This is a genomic window from Glutamicibacter arilaitensis Re117 (assembly GCF_000197735.1).
GTDB classification, from domain to species: Bacteria; Actinomycetota; Actinomycetes; order Actinomycetales; family Micrococcaceae; genus Glutamicibacter; species Glutamicibacter arilaitensis.
Map to the genome: position 1 here is coordinate 523,572 of NC_014550.1, position 22,990 is coordinate 546,561.

At 60.3% G+C, this 22,990-nt stretch carries 19 protein-coding genes, 2 tRNA genes and 1 pseudogene; 13 read left to right on the plus strand and 9 right to left on the minus strand.

The window, feature by feature from the left end; translation table 11 throughout:
* Positions 1-5 precede the first annotated feature (5 nt).
* The 3 genes from AARI_RS02855 (at position 6) to AARI_RS02865 (ending at position 3,509) form a co-directional block, all read left to right on the plus strand.
* Positions 6-533, plus strand: coding sequence for a SixA phosphatase family protein (locus AARI_RS02855; RefSeq protein WP_013347869.1), 528 nt, complete (start codon positions 6-8; stop codon positions 531-533).
* 226 nt (positions 534-759) lie between these two features.
* The gene (locus AARI_RS02860; protein ID WP_013347870.1) at positions 760-1,887 is read left to right on the plus strand and encodes a hypothetical protein; all 1,128 of its coding nucleotides are present in this window, start codon (positions 760-762) and stop codon (positions 1,885-1,887) included.
* Positions 1,888-1,895: 8 nt separating this feature from the next.
* Positions 1,896-3,509 carry an ABC transporter transmembrane domain-containing protein gene (locus tag AARI_RS02865; RefSeq protein WP_013347871.1) on the plus strand — a complete coding sequence of 538 codons (1,614 nt, stop codon included), beginning with the start codon at positions 1,896-1,898 and terminating at the stop codon, positions 3,507-3,509.
* Here the strand turns inward: AARI_RS02865 and AARI_RS02870 are convergent.
* From AARI_RS02870 to AARI_RS02880, 3 genes are read right to left on the minus strand one after another with little or no spacing between them, the layout of a single operon-like run.
* Complete coding sequence (locus AARI_RS02870) at positions 3,506-4,117, minus strand: TetR/AcrR family transcriptional regulator (RefSeq protein ID WP_013347872.1); 612 nt, start codon at positions 4,115-4,117, stop codon at positions 3,506-3,508. The two genes, AARI_RS02865 and AARI_RS02870, sit on opposite strands and share 4 nt — an antisense overlap.
* On the minus strand, positions 4,114-6,444 hold the full coding sequence (locus AARI_RS02875) for a YhgE/Pip domain-containing protein (RefSeq protein WP_013347873.1): 2,331 nt from the start codon (positions 6,442-6,444) through the stop codon (positions 4,114-4,116). The genes AARI_RS02870 and AARI_RS02875 overlap by 4 nt, the downstream gene beginning before the upstream one ends.
* Before the next feature lie 3 nt (positions 6,445-6,447).
* Positions 6,448-7,230 (minus strand): hypothetical protein, encoded by a 783-nt coding sequence (locus AARI_RS02880; RefSeq protein WP_013347874.1) that lies wholly within the window; start codon positions 7,228-7,230, stop codon positions 6,448-6,450.
* 221 nt (positions 7,231-7,451) lie between these two features.
* Between AARI_RS02880 and AARI_RS02885 the strand changes: the two genes are divergently transcribed.
* From AARI_RS02885 to AARI_RS02910, 7 genes are all read left to right on the plus strand, one after another.
* Positions 7,452-9,368: an ExeM/NucH family extracellular endonuclease gene (locus AARI_RS02885; RefSeq protein ID WP_013347875.1), complete on the plus strand. Its 1,917-nt coding sequence runs from the start codon at positions 7,452-7,454 to the stop codon at positions 9,366-9,368.
* Between the two features lie 327 nt (positions 9,369-9,695).
* Positions 9,696-9,944: a hypothetical protein gene (locus tag AARI_RS20390; protein ID WP_404813066.1), complete on the plus strand. Its 249-nt coding sequence runs from the start codon at positions 9,696-9,698 to the stop codon at positions 9,942-9,944.
* A complete protein-coding gene (locus AARI_RS02890) occupies positions 9,941-11,023 on the plus strand; it encodes an ABC transporter substrate-binding protein (RefSeq protein ID WP_404813067.1) in 1,083 nt (360 codons plus the stop codon). Before AARI_RS20390 ends, AARI_RS02890 begins: the two co-directional genes overlap by 4 nt.
* A gap of 96 nt (positions 11,024-11,119) precedes the next feature.
* On the plus strand, positions 11,120-12,283 hold the full coding sequence (locus tag AARI_RS02895) for a carbohydrate ABC transporter permease (RefSeq protein WP_013347876.1): 1,164 nt from the start codon (positions 11,120-11,122) through the stop codon (positions 12,281-12,283).
* Positions 12,276-13,163: a carbohydrate ABC transporter permease gene (locus AARI_RS02900; RefSeq protein WP_041648380.1), complete on the plus strand. Its 888-nt coding sequence runs from the start codon at positions 12,276-12,278 to the stop codon at positions 13,161-13,163. The genes AARI_RS02895 and AARI_RS02900 overlap by 8 nt, the downstream gene beginning before the upstream one ends.
* On the plus strand, positions 13,163-14,581 hold the full coding sequence (locus AARI_RS02905) for a GH1 family beta-glucosidase (RefSeq protein WP_013347878.1): 1,419 nt from the start codon (positions 13,163-13,165) through the stop codon (positions 14,579-14,581). Before AARI_RS02900 ends, AARI_RS02905 begins: the two co-directional genes overlap by 1 nt.
* Positions 14,582-14,675: 94 nt before the next feature.
* The gene (locus AARI_RS02910) at positions 14,676-15,695 is read left to right on the plus strand and encodes a LacI family DNA-binding transcriptional regulator (RefSeq protein WP_013347879.1); all 1,020 of its coding nucleotides are present in this window, start codon (positions 14,676-14,678) and stop codon (positions 15,693-15,695) included.
* Positions 15,696-15,773: 78 nt separating this feature from the next.
* Here the strand turns inward: AARI_RS02910 and AARI_RS02915 are convergent.
* The 3 genes and pseudogenes from AARI_RS02915 to AARI_RS02925 form a co-directional block, all read right to left on the minus strand.
* Positions 15,774-15,847: transfer RNA gene (locus tag AARI_RS02915), tRNA-Arg, on the minus strand.
* Positions 15,848-16,025: 178 nt separating this feature from the next.
* Positions 16,026-16,337 (minus strand): annotated as a pseudogene (locus tag AARI_RS19090) (GNAT family N-acetyltransferase); the annotation flags it as partial.
* A gap of 247 nt (positions 16,338-16,584) precedes the next feature.
* Positions 16,585-16,661: transfer RNA gene (locus AARI_RS02925), tRNA-Arg, on the minus strand.
* Positions 16,662-16,978: 317 nt separating this feature from the next.
* Between AARI_RS02925 and AARI_RS02930 the strand changes: the two genes are divergently transcribed.
* The 3 genes from AARI_RS02930 to AARI_RS02940 all read left to right on the plus strand — a co-directional run bounded on the left by AARI_RS02930 (position 16,979) and on the right by AARI_RS02940 (position 20,586).
* On the plus strand, positions 16,979-18,811 hold the full coding sequence (locus AARI_RS02930) for a phosphoenolpyruvate carboxykinase (GTP) (RefSeq protein ID WP_013347881.1): 1,833 nt from the start codon (positions 16,979-16,981) through the stop codon (positions 18,809-18,811).
* A 168-nt stretch (positions 18,812-18,979) separates the two neighbouring features.
* Entirely contained in the window at positions 18,980-19,507 is a 528-nt protein-coding gene (locus AARI_RS02935; protein ID WP_013347882.1) for a PadR family transcriptional regulator, read from the plus strand.
* Positions 19,504-20,586: an alpha/beta fold hydrolase gene (locus AARI_RS02940; protein ID WP_013347883.1), complete on the plus strand. Its 1,083-nt coding sequence runs from the start codon at positions 19,504-19,506 to the stop codon at positions 20,584-20,586. The genes AARI_RS02935 and AARI_RS02940 overlap by 4 nt, the downstream gene beginning before the upstream one ends.
* A 67-nt stretch (positions 20,587-20,653) precedes the next feature.
* Here AARI_RS02940 and AARI_RS02945 read toward each other — a convergent pair whose 3' ends face one another.
* The 3 genes from AARI_RS02945 to AARI_RS02955 all read right to left on the minus strand — a co-directional run bounded on the left by AARI_RS02945 (position 20,654) and on the right by AARI_RS02955 (position 22,981).
* Entirely contained in the window at positions 20,654-21,829 is a 1,176-nt protein-coding gene (locus AARI_RS02945; RefSeq protein ID WP_013347884.1) for a globin domain-containing protein, read from the minus strand.
* Between the two features lie 145 nt (positions 21,830-21,974).
* Positions 21,975-22,433: an RrF2 family transcriptional regulator gene (locus tag AARI_RS02950; RefSeq protein ID WP_013347885.1), complete on the minus strand. Its 459-nt coding sequence runs from the start codon at positions 22,431-22,433 to the stop codon at positions 21,975-21,977.
* A gap of 77 nt (positions 22,434-22,510) precedes the next feature.
* The gene (locus tag AARI_RS02955; protein WP_013347886.1) at positions 22,511-22,981 is read right to left on the minus strand and encodes a hypothetical protein; all 471 of its coding nucleotides are present in this window, start codon (positions 22,979-22,981) and stop codon (positions 22,511-22,513) included.
* Positions 22,982-22,990 lie beyond the last annotated feature (9 nt).

The following is a 22,990-nucleotide window of genomic DNA, read 5'->3' on the forward strand; positions in this document are numbered from 1 at the left end:
GGAGAATGAACACCATGCATTCTCGCAAGCTCATCTTGATGCGCCACGCCAAAGCCGACTACCCGCTAGGCGTCTCGGATCACGACCGGCCGCTGGCCGCACGCGGACACCGTGAAGCGCCTGCTGCCGGAGCTTGGCTTGTGGACAATGAGCTGATCCCTGATTACATCATCTGCTCTGACGCGCTGCGTGCGCGTTCCACCTGCGCCTGGGTGCTCTCCGAGCTCGGGGAAAAAGGGCCAACCCCCTACATCGACTCACGGATTTTCAGTGCCGGCACCGCCCAGCTGTGCTCCATCATCAACGAGGTTCCCGATACCGTCAGCAACTTGTTGGTCATCGGGCATCAGCCCATTCTCCAGGAATTGGCCCTGCGCCTGGCATCGCGAGACTCGGATGAAGAGGCTGTCTACGAACTGGCGATGAACTACCCGACCCTCGGTACCACGGTGCTGGAAACCAGCCATCCCTATTCCCATTTGGATGCCCGTGATGCGCGCGTTACACATTTCATCGCACCCCGGCCTGCATGAGAGAAGTCTCATCAAGTTTTTTTAAAGTACTAGTCAACACGTAAATAGACGATGATCTGCCGTTATGAGAAGCAGATGATAGCTCTCTCATCGAATACACCTCATAGACTCATGAGCCGTTCACTTTGAATTAACCATTGCTCGTTTCACTGGTAATTGTTGGCCCAACAGCCAACGCCGCCAAACCGCAATCGCGGGTCGGAAATAGTGAAAGAGGAACAGGCAAATGGCTATCATCGCAGAATCGCTTCCAACGCAGTCCGCCGCAGCACGCAACGAGGTACAGCAGCAGATCGATGCCCAGCGTGCCCGCACCATTCGTGCCGCCTACACCACTCGTTTTGCCGCTGCCGAGCTGCAGCGCAACCCGCAGGACTTCGAAATCGTCCGCCGCGCCAACATGGTGCCACGCTCCGGAGACGTGGTCATCGCCAATGTCGCCGAATTGGGCAAGCACACCCGACTGCAGTCCCCGGTCTCCCGCCGCCAGCTGATGTTCGTCGGACAGGAAATCATGGTCGCCTACGGCCACCGCTACGCACCGGACCAGTTCCTCGCCCACGTGCCAGACAATCTGGGTCCGTGCCAGCTGGTCGCCGGCGGCGGCGTGGCCAGCGAGGTCATCGAGCAGCACGCATCGATTGACAAGGCCACGCAGCTGGAACCAGTGGGCCTGCTGATGCGGCAGGGCAAGGTCGTGAACCTGCTGGACTTCGCGCCGCTGAGCATCGAGAACGAATCGCCGCGGGCCGCGCAGATCGACGCGCCACGCCCGCCGGTCATCGCAGTGCTGGGCACCTCGATGAACTCCGGCAAGTCCACCACTCTGGGCTGCCTGGTCAACGGCCTGGTCAACTCCGGCATGCAGGTTGCCGCCGGCAAGGCCACCGGAACCGGCGCAGGCAACGACCCGAACCTGTTCACCGATGCCGGCGCCTTCAGCGTCTGCGACTTCACCGACTTCGGCTTCCCGACCACTTACCGCCTGGACTACGAAACCGTGCGCGACCTGCTGGTCGCCATGATCCGCGAGCAGAGCGCCACCGGGGCCGGCACCGTAGTCATCGAAATCGCCGATGGCCTCTTCCAAGGAGAAACCTCGCGCCTGCTGCGCGACCCGATCTTCACCGCGCAGGTGGATCGCGTGCTGTTCAGCGCCCAGGACGCTCTGGGTGCCCAGGCTGGCGAACGCATCCTGCTCGATGCGGGCCTGGACGTTGCCGCGGTTTCCGGGGTTCTCACGGCCTCCCCGCTGGCTGCGATGGAAGCGCAGGCGCAGCTGGCCACCCCGGTAATCGGCACCTTCGACCTGTGCCAGGCCGAGGTTGCCGCCGCCCTTCTGCCAACCCGCTAGGAGCCAAGATGCTGGACCAGAAGATCGCCGTTGCGCCGCCGGCGCAGCCTGGGCGCCTGCCGGCACTGGTAGCGCCCGGGCGGCGGATGCTCCTGGCCGGACTGCTCAGCCTGGGCATTCTCGCTGGACTGCTCTCGATTGCCATTGGCTGGCTGATCGGGCAGCTCTCGGCCAGCATCAGCCTGGGAGCTCTTGGCGCGGTATTGGGCTTGGTGGCATGCTTCTTCCTGGCCAAATACGCTGAACGGGTGCTGGCCGAGAAGCTTGGCCAGCATTATGTGGCCCAGCTGCGCCGCGGACTGGTCACCCATGCCTTGCGCAGTGCGCGCGGTCCGTCCATGGGCATCACCATTGCCCGGTCCACCAACGACCTGTCCTCGATCCGCAATTGGATTGTGCAGGGCATGGTCCCGCTGGTAGCCGGTTTGCCGTTGCTGGCAGTCAGCGGCGCGGGCCTGTGGTTCCTGCATCCGCTATTGGCCCTCAGCTTGGCTGCGACCCTGGTGCTTGAAGGCATTTTGCTGGCGGCTTTGGCCGGCGGGACTTTCCTGAGCGCCAGGACCTTGCGCCGGCACCGTGGGAACCTGGCATCGCGCATTGCCGATACCGTGGCCGCCCGTACCGCGATTGCGGCCGGCGGCGGCGTGGAGCGTGAAGTGCAAAGGGTGCAGGACGCTTCGCAGAAGGTGATCGATGCTTCGGTGCATCGCGCCCGGTTCGCCGCAGCCCTGCGTGGCGGGGCGCTGGCCATTCCGCTGTTGGGTACCGCGCTGGTTGTGGCGGCAGCCTCGATGGCGCAGCTTCCGGCAGCCGCCATGGCGACCGCCCTGACGCTGATGGGAATTTGCGCTGGAACGCTGGGCGAGTGGGGCCGCGTGGTGGAGTATCGGCAGAATTACAAGGCGGGCCGGCGAATTATCGCTCCGCTGCTGGCCGAGCAGGACCGCTGGCAGGCCCGCGAAGAGACCCCGGCAAGCACCCGCGATGCCAAGGAACTGATGCTTCAGCCTTCCTCGGTGCGCATCCAGGTGCCTGCAGGGATGGCGGACCAGTTTTCCACGCTGCGGGCCCAGCCCGGCGAGCGAATTGCGCTGCGCGGAAGCCAGAGCCAATGCGCGGCGTTGCTTTCGGCCATCGCTACTGGCAGCCTGGTGCACGGTGCCGACCCGCAGGCCGGGGTGTGGATCGCCGAGGGGCGCAGCGAGGACCTGCCTGCTACAGGCCGCCGCAAGCTCGTGGGCTCCGCATTGGATTCCATGGTTCCCGAGCGCGGAAGCGTCGCCCGTGCGCTGCGGTATCGCCATCCGGGCGCTTCGCTGCGCAAGGCCGTGGCGCTGGCTGAAACCTGCGGCTTGAAGATGGCCGATTTACCTGGTGGAGAAGAAACCCGCCTGCGCCGCGGTGGCGAACCGCTGAATTCAGCACAGCAAGCGTCGTTGCTGGTGGCACGAGCGCTCTTGCGCGAACCGCCGTTGCTGGTGGTTGATTCGCTGCTGGCCCGCTTGCCAGATGACGCCTATGGAGACGTGGCCGAACTGCTCAACGGCTATCCCGGGGTGCTGCTCTTCAGCGCCGGACTGCCTGGCATCAAGGAGACGGCCAGCTGGGAATCGCAGGCCTAGGATCCGGCTGCCGGCCGGGTAGGGCGAAGCCCATCCACGGTGAGCAGCACGGCACGCACCGTTTGCTCGCGATCCAGGCCGGTCCGTCCCGAGGCGCGCATTCGGGCGGTAAACAGGGCGGCACCGAAAATGCTGGTGGCTACCGATAGCTTCTGGTCCGGTTCGAGCACGACGAGGCGTTCGAGGACCTCGATGATCAGCCCGGTTACCTGCGTGTGCAGCGGGGTGTCGGCGAGCGCGTTGGTGGTGTCCGCGTTCAGCTGCTCCTGCATCCACAGATGGGCGAAGGATGGGTAGTTGGCCACGAAGTCCATGGAGAATTCCAGCATCTGCCTCAGCGCAAGGTAAGGGTCTTCCCCGGAGGCTGCACGTGCCAGCTCGCCCATGAGCTTGTGCGCCCCGTAGCTGAGGATCTGGCTGACCAGCTCGTTTTTGGAGCCGAAGTTGTAGTAGACCGTTCCCTTGGAAACGCCGGCCGCGGCCGCGATCTCGTCCACCGAGACGGACTCGGGGGAGCGCGATCCGAGCAGCTTCATGGCCGCTTCGAAGAGCTTTTCCTTCGAATCCGTGGCCCGCACACGGCGGCGTTGGCCCGTTGGCGTTGTCATTCTTTCAGCTCCGGTTGCAGTGTTTTCAAGCTCCAGGTCTTGTTCTTGCGGACCGCAAGCATACTTAAGGCTAGTCCAATGGCGGTGTAGAGCAGCAACGAACCGGCAACCGATGGCAGCACTCCAAGATCCGCGCCGTACATCAGGTGGCGCATGCCGATCACCACATTGCTCATTGGCAGGATCCGGTGCAGCAGGTGCAGCGAATCAGGCAAGGTTTCCCAGGGGAAGGTACCGCCGGAGGTGACCAGCTGCAGGACCATCAGCACTAGCACCACGAACTTTCCAGCGGTGCCCAGCAGCGCGAAACAGCCCTGGATCAGCGCACTGAAGCACAGTGCAGAACAAGCCAGCAACGCCCAGATCAGCCACGGGTGGGCGGCATGCAGTCCCAGCCCGAATCGCACCACCGCGTAGAGCAAGCTGGTTTGCAGCACTGCGATGGCGGCGAACGGCAACCAGCCGCCGATGGAAATTTTCCAGTTGCTGCCGTTGGAAGCCAGAGCGCGCTTGGTCATCGGGCGCATGACCTGGGTCAGGATCAGCACGCCGATAAAGGTCGCCAAGGTCATGAAGAAGGGAGCAAGGCCCCCGCCATAGGCCTGGGCTTCGGCTTGCTTGCTATTCGAGACAGCTACCGGATTGCCCATGACATCGGCCAGCCGCTCACTGGTGGACTTGTCGGGATTCGGAACCTTCCCGGTGCCGTCCTTCAGCCCGGTGGCTAATTCATCTGAACCTTCTTGCAGGTCATGGGTTCCGTCCGAGAGCTCGCCAACACCATCGGAGAGCTGCACCAGTCCGTCGTGCAGGGATCCGGTGCCGGCCAGCAGCGTGCCGGCGCCGTGATCCAGTTGACTTGCGCCGTCAGCCGCGTCGGTGGCGCCGTTCAATGCGGCCTGCTGGCCCTTGGCCAGGGTCTTTGCCCCGGTGTTGGCTTCGGCGGCGCCGGAGGCGAGCTTCGCCGAGCCTTGGGCTGCCGAGTCGATGCCCTTCACGAGTGCAGGCATGGCGTTATCCAACGCCTTGGTGCCATCAGCAAGGGTGCCCAAGCCGGTAGCCAATTGCTGGTTTCCCTCGGCTACCTGCGCTGATCCGTCGGCGAGGGTGTGCAGCTGCGTTTGCAGGGTAGATAACTCGGTATTGACCTGGGTAACTTTGTTGTCCAGGGCATTGCTGAGCGTGGAATTCTCCACGCTTTGGCTGACCGTGCTCTGGATGGAATCGGCCTGCTCCTGGGTGAGCGCGCCACTGCTAACAAGTTGGTCCAGGCGCTGCTGCGTATCTGCCTTGACGCTATCCAGCTGCGTTTTCGTGTTGGCCTGCAGCTGGTCGATTACCGCAATGGCGTCATCTGCCGTGCTGGCCAATTGCTGATTGCCGTCTGCGACCTGCTGTGAACCGGCAGCAAGCTGATCGGCGGCCTTTTTGGCGCTGGCGGCGCCCTTGTCCAGTTTCGAGACGGAGCCGGGAAGGGCTTGGGTCTTCGTCTTCAAGGTGTGCAGACCATCGCTCAGCTCTTTGCTGCCGTCGGCCAGCTGCGCGGTGCCTGTGGCCAATTCGGCGCTGCCGTCGCGCAGCTGGGTTTGGCCGTCGACCAGTTTGCCCAACCCTCCGGATAGTTCGGCGGTGCCATCCTTCAGGGTTTTGGTGCCCGAGTTCAGCTCGGTGCTGCCATCCACCAGCTTGGTGGTGCCATCGGTCAAGGTGACCACGCCATCGCCGAGGCGAAGGGTGCCATCGTAGAGCTGCCCGGCGCCGTCTGCGGCTTCACCCATCGAATCGTGGATGTCCACGAATCCCGCGATCATCGCCGAAGCCGTCTCGGTTCCCACTTCCTCGGCGACGGAGGTGCGCACCGTGGTAGCCAGCGTTTTGGCGAAGTTGGAAACCATGAAGTTATTGGCATCGTTGGTCAGCAGCTCGATATTGGCCTGTTCGGCATCTTCGAAATCGCCCGGCGAGACCAAGGCTGCGGAAAAGTCCTCGGGCAGGATCAGCGCAAATGCGTACTGGCCGGTGGCCACGGCCTGCTCGGCTTCCGTCTTGGAATCCAGGTGCGCCCAGCTGAAGGTGCCGTCATCTTCCAATTCCTCGACGACGTCGTCGCCGACTCGGGTTCTCTCGCCGTCTTGCTCGGCGCCTTCATCCAGATTGACCACGGCGGCCGTGACCTTGTCGAGGTTCCCCTGGGGATCCCAATTGGCGTAGAGGTAGAGCGCCCCATAGAGCAGCGGGACGCAGGTGACCGCGATCAGCGCCAGCTTGGGCAAGGTGCCGCGGCTCATCCGCTTGAGCTCGGAGAGGGCAAGTCGCAAAGTTGTCATGGGCTATTCCTTTGCTTCGCACTGAACAGCGTCAGCAAGTTCGTCGGCTGGGAGGAAGATGTCGTGGTTTTCCGGGCTGTCTTCGTTCACGGCCAGGGGGTCCAGGCCCAGGTCCAGTTCTTCCTGGATGAACCCGGTGGATGGATCGGACAGCTGGAGCGCTGCGGGTTCCGGAGCATCGGCTTGCCCAGTTTGCTGGTCCCAGTGCCGAGGCGGCCGGCTGACGATTGCCAGTACTGCGAATTCCCGATGCGAGGAAGCGAAATTCTCCAGCGTCTCAAGCCAATGCTCGTCTTCCAGGTCGTGCCGGTCCGGTGAATCGACGATGAGCAATTCAAGACAGGGATTCTCGGCAGCCAGCAGAAGCTGGAGTTCGAAGAGGCGGCCTGGATCGATGGCATCGATCCAGCAATTGGCGATGTCGCCGAATCCATGTTGCGCCATCCATTTCCTCGCGCCGGGTTTGCGCCAGCTCGGCCCCGGAATCAATCCCAGGTCTTCTGCGACAAGATCGCGAACCTTCAAGTGGGATTCGGGTTCATTGATCCCCGGAGAATCGACCAGGGCGCTGTGCCTGCGCAGGGATCGCATCTTCGGATCTGCGTTCCAAGCCACCACTCCGGAGCTGGGTTCCATGCGTCCGCTCAGAACGAGGGCCAGCGCGGTACGGGAAATCTGCGGCTCGGCTACGAGCAGTTGCAGTTCACCTCGTTGCAGTTGAACGGAGGTGGGCGCCACGAGCTGGTCGTGGCGCCCCTTGACGGTAATGGAATCTGCGGTAAGCACAGTTAAAGACTAATTGAACTGACCGGTCAGTTCAATTAGTGAAAAGATTCTTTTAATCACTACTAGACGTAAAGCGTTTGATGCCTTTGGATGGCTGTTGGGCAAGTCACGAAAAAGCGGGGCAGAGTTCAGGAGCAGTTAATGGAACTTTGCTTACCTTGGAAGCAGGCCCATGCATGCGGCAGGGTCGCCGCGGATTGAATATCTACATAGGGAATAACATGATCAATAGACGTCCCACGCGCATCGCTGCGGCGGTGCTGGGAACCGCGCTTGCGGTTTCGAGCTTCTCGGTGGCACACGCCGACACTGCCGAAATCACGCCCATCGAGCAGATCCAGGGAACCGGGGGCAGTTCGCCCATGGCTGGCCAGGATGCAACGGTGCGCGGCGCTGTCACCGGAGCCTATGCCGAGGGTGGATTCCGGGGCTTCTATGTGCAGAGCGCTGGCAGCGGCGTAGATCCCTCGGGCCAGGCGAGCTCGGCGATCTTCGTTTATGCGCCGGACGAGGTCTCCTCGGTGAACGTCGGCGACCACGTCCAGGTTTCTGGCGAAGTCTCTGAATACTATGGCTTGACCCAGCTCAAGGCCGGCAGCGTAGCTGTGCTCGATGAACCCGCGGAAAGCGTCAAGCCGTTGGCGATTCCGCTGCCGAGCAGCGATGCCGAGCGCGAGCGCTTTGAATCCATGCTGATCGAACCGCAGGGCGAGTTCACCGTCTCGGATAACTACTCGCTGAACCAGTACGGCGAGCTGAGCCTGGCCATGGGCACCAGCGAAATCCTGCCCGGCGAACGGCTGCTGCGCCAGCCAACCGATGTCTTCCGGCCGGGCAGTGCCGAGGCAGAGGCCCTTGCCGCAGAAAACGAACAGCGCTCGATCGTGGTCGATGACGGTGCCACGCTGAACTTCGCCACCAGCAAGAACAAGCAGATCGCCCTGCCGTACATCGATGCGCAGCAGCGCGTTACGGTAGGCGCTGACGCAACCTTCATCGCCCCGGTCATCTTGGATTACCGCTACGATACGTGGCGTTTGCAGCCGCAGGGCCAGGTGGTTGGCGCCGACGATGGCGATATCGCAGTGAACTTCGAGCAGCTTGAAAGCGATGCTCCGCAAGAGGTGGGCGGCAACGTCAGCGTTGGCAGCTTCAACGTGCTGAACTACTTCACCACCACCGGCGACATGCTCGATGGGTGCTCGTACTACACCGACCGCGAGGGCAACCCGATCAACGTCCGCGGTGGTTGCGATGCGCGCGGCGCGGCGACCGCTGAAAGCTTTGAACGACAGCAGTCCAAGATCGTTTCTGCACTAGGCGAGTTCACCGCAGATGTCGTGGTCCTGGAGGAAATCGAAAATTCCGCACGCTTCGGCCAGAATCGCGACGCTGCCCTGGCTAACTTGGTCAACGAACTGAATGAGGAAGCTGGTGACGAGGTTTGGAGCTACGTTCCAACCCCATCGGTTGTACCCGCTGATGAGGACGTGATCCGCACCGCGATCATCTATCGCGATAAGGCGGTGAAGCCAATCGACGAATCGGTCATCCTCGACGACCCGGCCTTCTCGAACGCTCGCGATCCACTGGCCCAGGCCTTCCAGCGTGTTGGCGGAAACCAGAATACCCGCTTCCTGGTCGTGGCCAACCACTTCAAATCCAAGGGCTCGAATCCTGATGACGGATCGGGCAACGCCGACAAGGGCGATGGCCAGGGGGCCTGGAATGTAGCCCGCGTTGCCCAGGCCGAAGCCCTGGTCGGCTTCGCGGATGAGCTGAAGAAGCTGCGCAACACCGACCAGGTGCTGCTGGCGGGCGACTTCAACTCCTACGCAGCTGAGGATCCAATGCAGGTTCTGATTGAGGCCGGCTATGTGGACCTCGGTGCGGCAGCTGATTCCCAGAGCTACCTCTACGACGGATTTGTCGGCTCGCTGGACCACATCTTCGCTTCAGAGAAGCTGGCGGGCAAGGTGACTGGAGAAGATATCTGGAATATCAACGCCATCGAATCCGTGGGCTACGAATACAGCCGCTACAACAACAACATCACCAACCTGTTTACGGCTGACCAGTACCGCTCGTCGGATCATGATCCGGTGCTCGTCGGGCTGCAGCTGGATAAGAAAAACTGACTTATCCCACTCACTGGGTGGCTGGGAATTCTTCTTTTCTGAAGAGCGCCTGGCCACCTTCTTTTAACTCATTCCAAGAAATCTGAATGGGTTCTGGCTGCCGTTGGCGATTTCTTTGGGGGAAAGGCTTGACAGAAAAGTTCCATCGTGGAGAATTGTTGGAGAAGATTTGTGAGAGCGCTCACAAAATGTTTGGCAGAGTCGCTTTCATCGTTTCAGGCATCCAGGAAATCGCAGGGATTTTCTTTTTTGTCGTATTTTGAGAGCGCTCTCAAAACTAGTTGGCGCTCGCCCGCTCGCACGATTCATATCCGAAATGGAGTCACCGTGAAACCCTCACGCAAATCCCCGCTGGCACTGGCTGCGGTCGTTGCCGGAAGCATCGCATTGGCAGCAACCGGCTGCGCAGCCGACGCAAGCAAGGAAGCCCAGCCGGCCTCGGCCGATAACCCGGTCACCCTGACCGTGACCACCTTCGGCACCCAGGGACTGGACCCGCTGTACGAAAAGTACGAGAAGGAAACCCCGGAATCACCATCGAAGCCACCAACATCGACACCGGCGGTAATGCACTGACCGACTGGAAGACCAAGCAGGCCGCCGGGGCCGGCTTGCCGGATGTCCAGGCCGTGGAAGAAGGCTGGCTGGGCCAGGTGATGACGGTTTCCGATTCCTTTGCCGATCTGCGTGAATACGGAGCTGATGAGGTTTCCGGCGACTGGGTTGACTGGAAGGTCAAGCAAGCCACCGATCCAGATGGCCGCATCATCGGCTACGGAACAGACATCGGCCCCATGGGCATCTGCTACAACGCCAAGCTCTTCAAGGACGCTGGGATGCCAAGCGAGCGCGAAGAAGTCGCCGAGCTGCTCGGCGGCGAAGATGCAACCTGGGAAGACTTCTTCAAGGCAGGCGAAGAGTACGCGAAGAAGTCAGGCAAGGCCTTCTACGACCAGTCCGGTTTCGTCTGGAACGCCATGGTCAATCAGCTCGAGGAGGGCTACTACAAGGCTGATGGAACCCTGAACATCGAGGGCAACACCGAGCTGCGCGAGCGCTGGGACCTGCTCTCCGATGCCGCGTCCAAGGGCTTGTCTGCCAACCAGACCCAGTGGGATTGGGGCAAGGGCCAGGCCTTCGTTGACGGCTCCTTCGCTGTCATGCCTTGCCCCGGATGGATGCTGGGCAACGTCAAGGGCAAAGTTGTCAGTGCCGGCGGGGACTCCAGCGCAGGCTGGGACTTCGCCGACGTCTTCCCGGGCGGCCCGGCCAACTGGGGCGGCTCGTTCCTGACCGTTCCGACTACCTCGGAGCACCCGGCCGAGGCAGCCAAGCTGGCCCAGTACCTGACCACTGCCAGCTCGCAGGCCACCGCTTTCGAGCAGGCCGGCGCCTTCCCTTCGAATCTGGAAGCGCAGAAGTCCGATGCGGTGACCGGCGCGAACGAGATGAGCGAATTCTTCAATAGCGCCCCGGTGGGCGAAATCCTGGGCAACCGCGCCGACGGCGTCCAGGCCCAGTACAAGGGCCCGCAGGATTCGGTCATCCAGGAGCAGGTCTTCGGCCCGGCAATCAAGGCAATCGACGCTGGCAGCGACAGCGAGACCGCCTGGAACAAGGCCCTCTCCACCCTGCAGGAACTGGAAATCAAGTAATCCCGTAGCCCGCTTCAATTCCAGGCAAGGGCCGCGGCACGCAACGAGGTTGCGGCCCATGCCTGGACAGCTACTGCAGCAGGAAAGATGCCACTGATGAGCACCACAACACACGATGCCCCGGAACAAGACCGGGACGCCAGCGCGCCCAGTCCGCAGCCCCAGCGTTGGAACAAGGGGAACAATGCTCCGGCCGGGGCTAAGCCGGCCGAGACCAGGGACGAGCGCAAGACGCGCCGCCGGCACCTTCGCGGGCGGTGGGATTTCAAGTACTCCCCATATCTCTACATCTCGCCTTTCTTCATCCTCTTCGGCCTGGTGGGCCTGTTCCCCCTGATCTACACGTTCGTCGTCTCGATCAATGACTGGGATCTGCTCGGCGGAGCAGGAGCCTGGATCGGCCTGGAAAACTACAAAGCCGAACTGACCTCTCCGCTGTTCTGGAATTCCCTGTTCAACACCTACAGCATCTTCCTGCTTTCGGCCATCCCGCAATTGGTGATCGCGACGTTCATCGCGGCCATGCTGGACCAGAACATCCGCGCCAAGACCTTCTGGCGCATGAGCGTGCTGGTTCCCTACGTGGTCACGCCGGTGGCCGTCACACTGATTTTCTCCTCGGCATTCGACGAGCAATATGGCGTGCTGAACAACCTGCTGGCCGCCGTGAATATCGACCCGATCGCGTGGAAGACCGAGGTCTTCCCGTCGCATATGGCTATTGCGACCATGGTGAACTGGCGCTGGACCGGCTACAACGCGCTGATCCTGCTGGCAGCCATGCAGGCGGTGCCACGCGAACTGCATGAATCGGCGGCCATCGACGGAGCCGGCGTGATCCGCCGCTTCTTCTCGATTACCTTGCCCAGCATCCGCCCCACGATGATCTTCGTGATCATCACTGCCACCATCGGCGGCCTGCAGATCTTCACCGAACCCAAGCTGTTCAACCCCAGCAGCTCGGTTCCAGGCGGCCCGGACCGCCAGTACCAGACCACGGTGCTCTACCTCTGGGACCTAGCATTCAATCGCGGGGACTTCGGACGCGCTTCGGCCGTGGCCTGGATCCTCTTCCTGATCATCATCGTGATCGGCGTGATCAATTTCCTGATCTCCGGATCCATCGCTTCGTCGGCCGACAAGAAGTGCGCCGGCAGCACTGGCAGAACCCGAGCAGCACGTCGGGCAGCTGCCCGAGCCGAAGCCAAAGCAGCAAAGCCGGCCAACGGAACGCAGAGCGGAAGTGCAGCAAATGAGTAATGCAACAGTGGAACGCCCGGCGCGCCAGGTCCGTGCGCCCCAGCGCCGCGGCAAGAACTTCTCCATGGACCGCCGTCCTGGCTTCCTCACCTACGGAATCCTGCTGGCCTTCCTCATCGGCAGCACCTACCCGCTGTGGTACTCGTTCGTCATCGGTTCCTCCACCGGTGCGGTGTTCGCCTCGGCGTACCCGCCGCTGCTGCCAGGCGGCCAGTTCTGGACCAATGTCGCCGAGGTCCTGGACTCCGTCGATTTCTGGGCGGCCCTGGGCAACAGCATCATCGTCTCCTCGGTGATCACCTTCTCGGTGGTTTCCTTCTCCACCCTGGCAGGCTACGCGTTCGCCAAATTGCGCTTCCGCGGACGCCAGGGGCTGCTGGTCTTCGTGATCGCGACCTTGGCCGTGCCCACCCAGCTGGGCATCATCCCGATGTTCATGATGATGAAGCAATTCGGCTGGACCGGTTCGCTGGGAGCCATCATCATCCCGACCCTGGTCACTGCCTTCGGCGTATTCTTCATGCGCCAATACTTGGTGGAGAACATCCCCGACGAGCTGATTGAAGCGGCGCGAGTGGATGGAGCCTCCATGATCGGAACCTTCTGGCATGTCGGGGTTCCAGCGGCTCGCCCGGCGATGGCGATCCTGTCGCTGTTCACCTTCATGACCGCCTGGACCGACTACCTGTGGCCCATGCTGGTGGCACCGCAGAACCCAACCTTGCAGGTGGCGTTGAGCCAACTGCAGTCTGCCCGATACGTTGACTACACCATCGTGATGACCGGGGCCCTGCTGGCCACGATCCCGCTGCTGGTGCTCTTCATACTTGCAGGCAAACAACTTGTATCCGGAATTATGGCAGGAGCTGTAAAGGGCTAATGATGAACCACCTATCCCAAAAATTCGCGTGGCCTAAGGAATTCTTGTGGGGCTCGGCTACGGCTGCGGCCCAAATTGAAGGCGCTGGCCATTCCTACGGCAAGGAAGATTCGGTCTGGGACGCCTTCGCCCGCAAGGAAGGGGCCATCGCAGGAGGTGAGAACCTCGAAGTCGCAGTGGACCACTACCACCGCTACCGCGACGATGTGCAGCTCATGCGCGAACTGGGCCTGGATTCCTACCGGTTCTCCACCAGCTGGGCTCGCGTGGTCCCCGGGGGCCGCAACGTCAATCCCGAAGGCCTGGATTTCTACTCGCGACTTGTCGATGAACTGCTGGAAAATGGCATCCTGCCATGGCTGACCCTGTACCACTGGGATCTGCCCCAGGCGCTGGAAGAGCACGGCGGGTGGACCAATCGCGAAACCTCGTACAAGTTCGTGGAATACGCAGAGGCAGTCTATGAAAAGCTTGGCGACCGGGTGAAGCACTGGACCACCTTCAACGAACCGCTATGCTCCTCGCTGATCGGCTACGCCGCCGGCGAGCACGCCCCGGGACGCCAAGAACCTGAAGCGGCGCTGGCAGCGGTGCACCACCAGCATCTGGCCCATGGACTGGCCACCAGCCGCCTGCGCGAATTGGGTGCCGAGCAAATCGGCATCACCTTGAACCTGACCAATGCGGTCCCGAACGACCCAACTGATCCGGTGGACTTGGAAGCAGCGCGCCGCATCGACGCACTGTGGAACCGCATGTATCTGGACCCGATCCTGCGCGGATCCTACCCCGAAGATTTGCTCGAGGACGTCAAGGGACTGGGACTGGCAGAAGTCATCGAACCCGGTGACCTGGAAATCATTGCCCAGCCCATCGATTTCTTGGGCGTGAACCACTACCACGACGACAACGTCTCGGGCCATCCGCTGCCCGCAGGCCAGCCAGAAGCCGTAGTGCCTACCGATTCGCCGAAGTCTTCACCATTTGTCGGCAGCGAGTACGTGACCTTCCCAGCCCGCGATTTGCCTCGCACGGCGATGGGGTGGGAAGTGAATCCGGAAGGGTTGCGGGTGCTGCTGAACCGGCTGAACCAGGACTACGGCAATATCCCATCGCTGTACATCACGGAGAATGGGGCTTCCTACACCGATACGGTCACGGAAGAAGGAACCGCCGAGGATACCGAGCGTGAAGAGTACATCCTCAATCACCTGGACGCCGTGGCTCGCGCGATGCAAGACGGAGTGGATATCCGCGGCTACTTCGTCTGGTCATTGCTGGATAACTTCGAGTGGGCTTGGGGATACGCCAAACGCTTTGGCATAATCCACGTCGACTACCAGAGCCAGGTGCGAACTATTAAGAATAGTGGCCGGACCTACGCAGGGTTGATTGCTGCAAATCGTACAATGGCATAACATCTGGACCTTGATGGTCCGCGGCTGCTTCTGGTGCCGCGGGCCATCATCGTGTTCCACCGGCGGATTACTACAAGACACTTGGGCATAGATCATGAGCATGCACGACGCGCGGAATCCAAAACCAACCCTCGAATTGGTGGCAGAACATGCCGGCGTTTCCCGGGCCACGGTATCGCGCGTAGTAAACGGGTCAGACCGGGTGAAGCCAGCAGCTCGCGCGGCAGTCGAATTGGCCATTCGCGAGCTGAACTATGTGCCTAACCGTGCTGCCCGCTCCCTGGCCCAGGGCAGGACCAATTCCATTGCCCTGGTGATTCCGGAAAATACTGCGAAATTCTTCGCCGACCCGTACTTTGCCAAGGTCGTGCAGGGAGCGGCGCAGTACTTGGCCGATACGGAATTCATGCTCACGCTGCTGCTGTCCACCGAAGCGGATCCGGTGAAAACCACCAGGTACCTGCAAGGCAGCAATGTCGATGGCGCCTTGGTGCTCTCGCACCACGCAGATGACCGTTCCTATGCCGACCTGGGCTCTGTGCTGCCCATGGTGTACGGCGGGCGAACGATGAGCACCGATCAAAAGGATATCTACGTAGTAGATGTCGATAACGTTGCCGCCGCACGGCAGGCGACCGAGGTCATCATCGATCGCGGACGCACCAAGCTGGCAATTATTGCAGGACCTCAGAATATGGGTGCCGGGCTCGACCGCTTGATTGGATTCAAGCAGGCAGTTGAAGAGGCCGGGCTGGAACCTGTCGCCATTGAAATTGGCGACTTCACTCCGGCCAGCGGGCGGCGGATCATGCGGCAATTGCTGGATGCGGACGTTCGCGTGGATGGGCTATTTGCCGCCAGCGCGCAGATGGGCTTTGGCGCCCTGCAAGCGCTCGGGGAGGCTGGGATGAAAGTTCCAGAAGATATTTCGGTAACGTCGGTTGACGATGATTCCTTCGCACGAAATTCCACGCCGCCGTTGACAACCATCGCTCAGAATCCAGAACGCCAGGGTGAAATCATGGCGGAGCTATTGATCAAGCGCATCAACGGAGAACAGGTTCCTGCATGGAGCATCGTCGATACCCGTTTGGTGCTGCGAGCTTCCCACTGATCCACGTGATGGCCAGCGCGGGTCCTGGCCTGTAGTTAACAAAAAATTCCCACTCAGTTGAGTGGGAATTTCAATTTGTGCGCCCAAAGGGATTCGAACCCCTGACCTTCTGTTCCGTAGACAGACGCTCTATCCAGCTGAGCTATGGGCGCATATTCATTTGTTTGCCGCCTTGACGACTTGAATAACTTTACACGAGTTTTTCGTGGAGGAAAAACCAAAGTCGCTAAAAGTGCCATGATTCACAAAATTGCTAGTCGTCTCCGGGTTTCGAAGGGCAACGGTGGCTGATTAATCGTGCAGTATCGCTTGGTAGAGATTGTGGTCTTGCTAGCGGCCGTTGATCTTCAGATAGTTGGGCGCCATGCCGATTTGGGCGAAGCCGTTCTTTTCCAGAACGCGTTGCGAGCCGTAATTGTGCAGCAGTGTGCTGGCTTCCATTCGATGCAGCCCTAAATCGTTGCGGGCCATGGAGAGCAATGCAACCACAGCCTGGGAAGCCAGGCCTTGTCCGCAGTGCTCCTTCTCGATCCAGTATCCGAGGCTGGCGCTTTGAAAAGCTCCGTGTACCACCGAGGTGATATTGAACCGGCCGATGAGCTCATCCTGATCGAAAAGGCCGAAGGGATAGGCCAGCCCGCTTTGCCGCGCACTCGCGGACGCTGCGAGATTTGCCGCCTGCCATTGTTCGGTAAAGAACTCTTCGGGGTGTGCCGGTTACCACTGTTCCAGGTGTGTGCGATTGCGCGTGTAGGAGCCGGTAACCTGTTTTGCGTCGGAGACTTCCAGGAGGCGCAGCCTGAGCTGATCCGGTAAGGCAATCTGCGGCATTGGGGATTCCTTGTGGGGAAACAAAAAATTCCCACTCGACTGAGTGGGAATTTTGAATTGGTGCGCCCAAAGGGATTCGAACCCCTGACCTTCTGTTCCGTAGACAGACGCTCTATCCAGCTGAGCTATGGGCGCATATTCTGTTGTTTGACTCGTTCTCACGAACCTCGAATAACTATACAGCCGGTTTTCGCACTGTACAACTCGACGGGCAAAGCTAGTGCTTAAAGATGAACAGAAGGTTATATGAAGCCATTGAAAGGGTACCGGTCTACGTGACCTTCATCACACATTTTCAATCATTAATCGTGGTAGACCCCCGGAATTTCGGGAATTTCCCTCGCAGTGCCCTCCGAGTAATGCTTTCATGAGGTTTCGATCACACAGCAACAGCAGTGAGCGCACCATAGCCTTGATTTATTGCAAGTTCAGCCCAATGGAGGGAATGGATAATGAGCACGAGCTCGGATCAAAACGTTATCAGCGCAGCACCTACTTCACACGAGAAGTTGGCATCCTGGGTTGAGGAAGTTGCCGCACTGACGAAGCCGGATCGTGTTTATTGGGTTGATGGGTCAGCTGAAGAAAATGATCGCCTGACTGCCGAGCTGGTTGAAGCTGGCACTCTGGTCAAGCTGACCGACCCGAACTTCCCTAATTCCTACGCTGGTTTCTCGGATCCCAAGGACGTGGCCCGAGTTGAAGAGCGCACCTTCATCTGCTCCGAAAAGGAAGAAGATGCCGGCTTCACCAATAACTGGGAAGACCCAGTAAAGATGAAGTCCATGCTCAGCGGCTTGTTCGATGGCTCGATGCGCGGACGCACCATGTACGTCATCCCATTCGTTATGGGTCCACTGGATGCAGAGCAGCCAGCCTACGGCGTTGAAATCACCGACTCGGCCTACGTGGTCGCCTCGATGCGCATCATGGCCAAGATCGGCGATGAGGTTCTGCGCAAGATGGAAGCCGAGAAGGCTTTCTTCGTTCCTGCACTGCACTCGGTTGGTGCCCCGCTGGAACCAGGCCAGGAAGATGTTGCCTGGCCATGCAACGAAGACAAGTGGATCGTGCACTTCCCTGAAGAGCGCGCCATCATGTCCTACGGTTCGGGCTACGGCGGCAACGCGCTGCTGGGCAAGAAGTGCTACTCGCTGCGTATTGCCTCGGCGATGGCCCGCGATGAGGGCTGGCTGGCAGAGCACATGCTCATCTTGAAGCTGATCAGCCCTGAGAACAAGGCTTACCACATCGCTGCTGCCTTCCCTTCGGCCTGCGGCAAGACCAACCTGGCACTGCTGGATCCAACCATTGAAGGCTGGAAGACCGAGACCCTGGGCGATGACATCAACTGGATGCGCATCGGCAAGGATGGCGAGCTTCGTGGCGTTAACCCGGAGTACGGCTTGTTCGGCGTGGCACCGGGCACCGGTTGGTCCACCAACCCGAACGCGATGCGCGCAATCACCAAGGGCAACAACATCTTCACCAACGTGGCGCTGACCGATGAAGGCGGCGTCTGGTGGGAAGGCATGACCGACGAGGCTCCAGCGCACCTGATCGACTGGTTGGGCAACGACTGGACCCCGGAATCGGGCCGCGTGGCAGCGCACCCTAACTCGCGCTTCTGCACTCCGATCGACCAGGTCGACATGCTCTCCGCTGACTACTACTCGCCTAATGGCGTGAAGATCGATGCAATCCTGTTCGGTGGCCGCCGCAAGACCACCATCCCGCTGGTCACCGAGGCACGCAGCTGGACCAACGGCATCTTCATGGGCTCGACCCTGTCCTCGGAAACCACGGCTGCTGCCGCGGGTGCCACCGGCCAGGTCCGCCGCGACCCAATGGCGATGCTGCCATTCATCGGCTACAACGCCGGCGACTACCTGAACCACTGGGACAAGATCTCCGCAAAGCTCAACCCAGAGCAGATGCCAAAGATCTTCTTGGTCAACTGGTTCCGCCGCACTGCTGACGGTGGCTTCGCATGGCCAGGCTTCGGCGACAACTCGCGTGTGCTGAAGTGGGCTGTAGAGCGCATTGAAGGCACCGCGGACGCCAAGGAAACCGTCATCGGCAACGTGCCGACCGGTGATTCCCTGGATCTGACCGGCCTGGACGGTTTCACTGCAGCTGACGTTGAAGCAGCAGTAGCGGTCAACAAGGACGAATGGGCAACCGAGGTCGAAGGCATTGAAGAGTGGTACGCCAACTTCGGCGATGCGCTTCCAGCCTCGCTGCGCGCAGAGCTCGACGGCCTGAAGGCTCGACTGGGCGCCTAGTGAATTTGGATCTCTGATAGATCCGCACATGGCAACGCCCCGGCAACTGGAATTCCAGTTGCCGGGGCGTTGTCGTGTCATGGCGAAGAATGGTCACAATCTGGGTACAGTTTCCACACGCCGGATCAAAGTGGGTGCAAAATCAACTATTTATGAAAAGATGACTCTATGGTTTTGGCACGATTGATTCTCGGGCTGCTGTGCTTGTCGCCCATGACTGGTTACGAGCTCAAGAAGCACTTTGACTCCTCTATTAACCACTTCTGGAATGCAGATAAGGCGCAGATCTACCGCACCTTGGCTCAGCTGGTGGACAAGGGCTACGCCACCGTGCGTACTGTTGCGCAGTCAAATTACCCGGACCGCCAAGAACACCACATCACTGAAGAAGGCCGTGCAGCCCTAGCGCAGTGGCTGTCTTCCGGTGCAGTTCAGTCGCCCGAGCGTGATCCCTTCATGGGGCAGGTGTTCTTTGCCGCGGAACTTGAACGCGACGAGATTCAGGACCTCCTTGCAGAGCGCCGCCAAGCCACACAGCTCATCCTTGATGACTATCTATCCCAGCGTGAAGGCATTGACATGCGTGCCGCCGCGGACCGGCGCAGCTTCCTCATGGCTGCCACTCTTGACCATGCAATCCGACAACAAGCCGCCGAGCTCGAATGGCTCGACGCGGTATTGGAGTACTTGCCATGACTTCAGCCAAAGACCAGAACAAGACCCCTGCAAAGACGGTGGCACGCGATGCAACCGATTACCCCGAAGTGCATCCAGGACGCCAGCACCAAAGCCAACGTCCCGCTCCGACATTGGTTTTCCTGCACGGAGGCAACGTCGGAAACTGGAGCTGGGACCCCCAGGTTCTGGCCTTTGGCGACTACAACATCCTGACCCTTCATCTGCCGGCTTTCGGCGCCCGGTTTGAAGAGACCTGGGACGGCATGGAATCCGCTGCTGACGATGTCGCAGCCTTGATTGCCGATGAGGTATCTGAAGGTGGGGTGCACCTGGTAGGAATCTCCCTGGGCGGTGTCATTGCATTGCATGTAGCCGCGCGGCATCCCGAACTCATTGAGTCGCTGATGATTACCGGAACACCAGTGACAGGTGTGGGGCAAGCGGCCAAGGCTTTCCAGCGGATGCAGCTGAAGCTGATTGGCAGTGAGTGGTTCTGGCGCTTCCAGGCTGGCGCCTACGGCATGGTGGATGATGAGCGCGAGCTCTTCACCGAGCATGGCGTGAAGCTGAAGCCTGAGAACATGCGCGCCATCATGGATGAAATGGATCCAGGCGGACTGCCGGATAAGCTCAGTTCCTACCAGGGGCCGATGCTGGCCTTGGTCGGTTCCAAGGAGCCAAAGCTGGTGCAGAAATCATTTGAGGCGCTGCGCGCAACGCTTCCGCAGGCCATCACCCGCGTGGTTCCCGGGATGCACCACCAGTGGAACATTGAGAATCCAATCCTGTTCAACTCAGTGTTGCGCAAGTGGGTCTCGGAAACCGGCCTGCATCAGATCCTCGTTGATCCGCAGGCTGTGAAACCGGGGCGTGCTGCCAAGGTGGCATCCGAGGAGCAGGAAGGTGCTGCCGCTGAAGGCCAGCAGCCCGATGCTGATAAAGCTGCGCCGCCAGCGCAGCCCTCTAGCCAGAAGAAGCCAGGGAAGATTGCCGGACGGCTGGATCCGCGAAGGCTGGATCCGAAGAAGTTCGAGTTTATGAAGAAGCCCCAGCCGCCAGCGGGCAAGCCGGACAAATCGGTGGATGGCGATAACTGAAGATAAATAAGTGCTGCAGGTGAATTCCCCATGATTTCACCTGCAGCACTGTTCTACGACCTGGAGATTAGGCGGCAGGCCATACGTCCGGACCGAAGACCTCGTAGTGGATGCGCTCGGCTGGGATGCCGGCTTCCAATGCCTGGGTGCGTGCCGCGTGCATAAATGGCAGCGGGCCGCACAGGTACACCTGGGCATCCTCGGTCAGTGCTTCGGTGAGGTTCATGTAGCCGGACTTGGCGTTCAGGCCCTCTGGCAGTTCGCCGCGTTCGAACCAGGTGCTGATGCTCGCTTCCGGCAGCTTGCTGATCGATTCGAGCATCTGCTCGCGCAGTGGCCATGCACCGAATTCCTGATCGGCGTGCAGCACGGTGATCTTGCGGCTTGAACCGTTGGCGGCCAAGGTCTGCAGCGCGGCGGCGCTAGGAGTGCAGCCGATGCCGGCGGTGGCAATCACCAGCGGAGAACCATCGTTTTCGATGACCAGGTCGCCATATGGGTTCGACAACTCAACGACATCGCCGATCTTCAGATCGTTGTGGATTGCTGGGGAGAACTCGCCGTTCACGTCCAGCTTCACGGTGATGGTGCGGAGGTCGGTCTGCTCGATGTTATCGCTCAGGGTGTACTGGCGAACCTGGCGTACGCCGTCGGTCATTGGCATGCGTACCGAGACGAACTGGCCCGGCTTGGCCACGGTGGCCGGGGTGGAATCGGCTGGCTCGAAGCTGAAGGAAACCGAATCGACACCGGTTTCGGTGCGCTTTACGAGCTTCCACGGGGTGTAGATCTCGGCGTTGGCCTGCTGTGCGTACAAGCCCTTCTCGATCTTGATCAGCGCGTGGGCCATGAGCCAGTAGACCTCGGTCCAGGCTTCGGCGATTTCCGGTGTCAGCGCGTCGCCCAGATCTTCAGCGATGGCATCGAACAGATGCTTGTAGACAATCGGGTACTGCTCCTCGACGACGCCCAAGGAGGTGTGCTTGTGGGCTACGCGGGCCAGCATGGTCTCCGGGGTGGTCTCCGGGTACTTGACCAAGTAGGTGGCGAAGACTGCGATGGAGCCGGCCAAGGCCTGCTGCTGGGTGCCGTTCTTCTGGTTCGAACGGGAGAAGATTCCGTCGAGCAGTTCCGGGTGGGCAGTGAACAGGCGGTTGTAGAAGTTCGGGGTAATGCTGGAGATGCGCTCTGCAATGATCGGCAACGTTGCTTCGATGACAGGGAACGACTTGGTGGACAGCATCGGGTCTCCTTGGGAGTAGGGGATAACTTGTATCTGAGATACAAGATTTATGATTCATTTCTACGCCCCGTAGAAAAGGAATGCAAATTTACTTCGCCATATGACCGTCCAGAGTGGTTAACCTCACTTTGCGGCCGGCAGGGTGCTAGGCGATATCGCGCACCGTCGGGAAGGGGAGCGCCGTGAATGCCGCGGCAGGTGAGGTAGGACAGATGTCCTGGATTTTCAGTGCATCCAAGGAAGCATAGAAGGCTTCCCGAGCCTGCCTGAACACTGCGCGCAACCGGCAGTTGCCTGCCAGCGGGCAGTTGGATTGGGCATCATGATCGGAGCAATCCACGATGTCGGTGCGCTTGTCCAACTTGCGCAGCAAACCGCCGAGGGAAGATTCCAAGGCTGCACCGGTGAGCATGGCACCGCCATTGCGTCCACGCGTAACCTGCAAAATTCCCAAGGTGCGCAATTCCAAAACGGCCTTGGCCACGTGGTTGTACGGGACTCCGACAGACTCGGAAATCTCTCGGCTGGTCAGCTGCCCGGTGCCAGGTGTTGCCAGAACCATGATGGTCCGCAAGCACACGTCGGTGAAGGCACTGAGTTTCATAATGCCTACTTTACGTCGAAAACGCATTTCGGGGTCAGCATAGTGACTATGCTGACCCCGAAAATACCAGGTACTGCTTAGAGCGCGTTAGCCCACAGAGCTTCTGCGGACTCCGCGGCTGGATCCTCGAAGACCCATTCTCCGCCTGGCTCGGCTGGCATGGTGTACGGCTGGACAATGGCCAGTGCCGCACCTACGCGGTGCTCGGCGACGATGTGGATGGCGTCCTGGTCGTTCTCCTGGAGCAGGACATCCGAAGCGATGGCGATCGCCAGGAAATGGGTTCCCTGCTGGTTGAGCACCTGCATCAGATCCGAAGCCATGGCCTCGGTGTCGATGTCGGCTTCCGGATCCTCGGGATCATCCGTTGGGGGAACAGCGATCAGACGCAGCTCTGGCTCGTCTTCGCCTTCCTTCGGCTCCAGCGCGATGGCGAAAGGCAGGAACACTCCCTGCTCTTCAAGCTGTTCGCGGGCTACGCCCAAGGCGGTGCCCAGGACCTTGTTCAGTGCGTCTTTGACGCCCTCATCTAGTTCTTCGAGCTTCATGTCTTCCCC

What these genes read in the sequence shown, in the direction of transcription:
- AARI_RS02950 (WP_013347885.1), bottom strand. Translation starts at nt 22,433, where the DNA reads ATGAAACTCAGTGCCTTCACCGACGTGTGCTTGCGGACCATCATGGTT.
- AARI_RS02930 (WP_013347881.1), top strand. Translation starts at nt 16,979, where the DNA reads ATGAGCACGAGCTCGGATCAAAACGTTATCAGCGCAGCACCTACTTCA.
- AARI_RS02935 (WP_013347882.1), top strand. Translation starts at nt 18,980, where the DNA reads ATGGTTTTGGCACGATTGATTCTCGGGCTGCTGTGCTTGTCGCCCATG.
- AARI_RS02940 (WP_013347883.1), top strand. Translation starts at nt 19,504, where the DNA reads ATGACTTCAGCCAAAGACCAGAACAAGACCCCTGCAAAGACGGTGGCA.
- AARI_RS02865 (WP_013347871.1), top strand. Translation starts at nt 1,896, where the DNA reads ATGCTGGACCAGAAGATCGCCGTTGCGCCGCCGGCGCAGCCTGGGCGC.
- AARI_RS02955 (WP_013347886.1), bottom strand. Translation starts at nt 22,981, where the DNA reads ATGAAGCTCGAAGAACTAGATGAGGGCGTCAAAGACGCACTGAACAAG.
- AARI_RS02900 (WP_041648380.1), top strand. Translation starts at nt 12,276, where the DNA reads ATGAGTAATGCAACAGTGGAACGCCCGGCGCGCCAGGTCCGTGCGCCC.
- AARI_RS02870 (WP_013347872.1), bottom strand. Translation starts at nt 4,117, where the DNA reads ATGACAACGCCAACGGGCCAACGCCGCCGTGTGCGGGCCACGGATTCG.
- AARI_RS02855 (WP_013347869.1), top strand. Translation starts at nt 6, where the DNA reads ATGAACACCATGCATTCTCGCAAGCTCATCTTGATGCGCCACGCCAAA.
- AARI_RS02910 (WP_013347879.1), top strand. Translation starts at nt 14,676, where the DNA reads ATGAGCATGCACGACGCGCGGAATCCAAAACCAACCCTCGAATTGGTG.
- AARI_RS02875 (WP_013347873.1), bottom strand. Translation starts at nt 6,444, where the DNA reads ATGACAACTTTGCGACTTGCCCTCTCCGAGCTCAAGCGGATGAGCCGC.
- AARI_RS02885 (WP_013347875.1), top strand. Translation starts at nt 7,452, where the DNA reads ATGATCAATAGACGTCCCACGCGCATCGCTGCGGCGGTGCTGGGAACC.
- AARI_RS02945 (WP_013347884.1), bottom strand. Translation starts at nt 21,829, where the DNA reads ATGCTGTCCACCAAGTCGTTCCCTGTCATCGAAGCAACGTTGCCGATC.
- AARI_RS02895 (WP_013347876.1), top strand. Translation starts at nt 11,120, where the DNA reads ATGAGCACCACAACACACGATGCCCCGGAACAAGACCGGGACGCCAGC.
- AARI_RS02860 (WP_013347870.1), top strand. Translation starts at nt 760, where the DNA reads ATGGCTATCATCGCAGAATCGCTTCCAACGCAGTCCGCCGCAGCACGC.
- AARI_RS02905 (WP_013347878.1), top strand. Translation starts at nt 13,163, where the DNA reads ATGATGAACCACCTATCCCAAAAATTCGCGTGGCCTAAGGAATTCTTG.